At 57.4% G+C, this 2,391-nt stretch carries 2 protein-coding genes and 1 pseudogene; all 3 read left to right on the forward strand.

Annotated features, from left to right (window positions below; genetic code table 11):
- Window positions 1-217 (forward strand): annotated as a pseudogene (locus IED13_RS28615) (DUF2971 domain-containing protein); the annotation flags it as partial.
- 5 nt (window positions 218-222) lie between these two features.
- Window positions 223-1,179, forward strand: a complete 957-nt coding sequence (locus tag IED13_RS28455) for a hypothetical protein (protein ID WP_191126134.1) — start codon at window positions 223-225, stop codon at window positions 1,177-1,179.
- Window positions 1,172-2,302 carry a caspase family protein gene (locus IED13_RS28460; protein WP_191126135.1) on the forward strand — a complete coding sequence of 377 codons (1,131 nt, stop codon included), beginning with the start codon at window positions 1,172-1,174 and terminating at the stop codon, window positions 2,300-2,302. The genes IED13_RS28455 and IED13_RS28460 overlap by 8 nt, the downstream gene beginning before the upstream one ends.
- The last annotated feature ends 89 nt before the right edge of the window (window positions 2,303-2,391 follow it).

The raw sequence follows: 2,391 nt of genomic DNA on the forward strand, positions 1-2,391 counted from the left end.
GTTACAGGAGCGGGATCCAAGCGGGCACTATTTCCTGGAATTCGACGATCAAGTTGCTCTGCGTGAGGTGATCGTTGGCCACCGATCAGCGATCACTCGGGCCGACATCGCGCAGGCGCTTGGACCGCTCGCGCCACAGGTTACCGCCTACAAGGCTCGGCTTGCGTTTCGGAGCTTCGATGTCGTGCGCCAAAAGAACGATCGCCTCTGGGAGTAATGTCTGTGACTCTATTCGCCAATGCACTCGAATCAATTCAGATCGGTGTTGAAGACCTGTTGAAGAACGACGATCGTCGAGTGCTGTCGGCGGTGCGGAATGTCCACGCCGGCGTTCTTCTGCTCTGTAAGGAAAAGCTGCGGCGGCTGTCGCCTGATGATGAGATCCTGCTCGCACAGCGTTTTGAGCCGCAGCCAAACGATAAAGGTAAAGTCTCAATCGAAGCTGTTGGCCGAAGCACCGTCGGTGTCGATGACATCAAGAAGCGTTTCAAGGTCTTCGACGTATCGCTGGACTGGAAGCGATTCGACGCGATGGCGGACATTCGCCATCACATGGAACATTCCTACTATAAGGGTAGCCGAGAGCGGGCACGGCAAGCCGTCGCTGACGCGTTGCTTGTCATTCGCCAGCTCCTCGTAGAAGCGCTGCAAGAGGATCCCCGGAGCGCTCTCGGATCGGAGTGTTGGACGGCACTCCTGGAAAACGCCGATTTGTTTGAAGCAGAGCTGCAGACCTGCCGCGCGATGCTAGAAAACATTGGCTGGGAGACCGAGGCCGCAGCGCGCGCGCTTCCCGACTTTGCGTGTCCGTCCTGCCGCTCGGCGCTCATCCGGCAGCGCGATCCCGCGAACACGTCGCAACAGAAGGCTGTGTTGATCTGCAGCGCATGCGGCAAGGAGACAGAACTCGGAGCCGTCCTCAGCCACGCTTTCGATGAAACCTTCGGCGCCGAAGCCCACATTGCGGTGAAAGATGGCGGAGAGCCGCCGATATCGACCTGCCCGGAATGCAGCGAAGAAACGTATGTGCTTGAGGAGGGACGCTGCGCAGCGTGCGATTTTGCGTTGCCTGAAGACGCAACGTGCGCAATCTGCGGGAGCGGCTTGAGCGCGGAAGAATACTACGAACACGATGGGTTGTGTAGCTATCATGCCCACGTCGCGTCGAAAGATGATTGAGCGAGATCGACACAGGAATATACCTTTGGCGCAAAAGCGAGCGGCACTTGTCATTGGGAATGCCAATTATACGGGGCCGAATACGACCAAGCTTCGGAACCCGGTAAGGGACGCCTCAGCAATCGCCAGAAGGCTGAAGAAATACGGCTTCGGATTGACCCAGGTCGCCGATGGCGTGTTCGCCGACATGCGTGCCGCTCTGGCCCAGTTCCAAGAGGCCATTGAGCCCGGCGGGGTCGCATTGGTTTTCTTTGCTGGCCATGGAATCCAGATCGATGGCGAGAACTTTCTGTTCGCCTGCGATACCGATGCCAGCGGCGAGAACCAGGCGAAGTATTCGTCGCTGTCACTCGATCAGGTTATTGACGTACTTGATCGGTCCAAGGCGGACACGAAGATCATCATTCTGGATGCATGTCGCGAAAACCCGTTTGAGACAGCGTGGCACCGTTCAGGGGCCACGCGCGGGCTCGCATCCGTGTTCGCGCCGAGAGGAACGATTATCGCCTTCGCCACATCGCCGGGGCAGGTCGCGCTGGACGGTCGGTCTGGCAACGGCGTCTATACGGGTGCACTGCTTCAACACATTGATACGCCGGACTGTCCGATTGAGACCCTCTTTAAGCGCGTCCGGAATGCCGTGGCGGCGGAGACGGCCGGGAAACAGATTACGTGGGAGCACACCTCGCTTGCCGGAGACTTCTACTTCAACAACAGCGCGGGCAGTTTCGTCACGACCTATCAGGCGTCATCGCTTGCCGATAGCCTCTTTGTTCTCGATGACGGAAAGAAGTCACACCAGATCATTCGAGGATTGAAGTCTCTTGATTGGTATACGCAAAATCCTGCCCTCGATCGGTTGAAGTCGGGATTGGCGAATACGATCAACGACGACAACCTCTTTGTCCTCGGCCGCAATATCTATCAAGCCGCGAATGGCGGCGCCCGGGCCGCAGAGGCCTTCATCCGTGATTTTGTCGATAAGACGCGCGGAATGAAACCGGATAAGGTTCGTGCTCTTCTCGACGGCATGCTTTTTGAAATCTTTTTTAATTCAAAAGGAGAGCTGCGCGAGACTATCAAAGTGAACCGCCCCGGCTTCACCGGAGGCCATTTGGTTTAAGTCACGCCGCCATTTGCTGTTCACCGAGCATGACGTAGTAGCGCGCCTCGGCTTCGGCCGGCGGGATGTTGCCGATAGGCTCCAGCAGT

The organism is Allobosea spartocytisi (assembly GCF_014764685.1).
Lineage (GTDB): Bacteria > Pseudomonadota > Alphaproteobacteria > Rhizobiales > Beijerinckiaceae > Allobosea > Allobosea spartocytisi.

What these genes read in the sequence shown, in the direction of transcription:
- IED13_RS28460 (WP_191126135.1), top strand. Translation starts at nt 1,172, where the DNA reads ATGATTGAGCGAGATCGACACAGGAATATACCTTTGGCGCAAAAGCGA.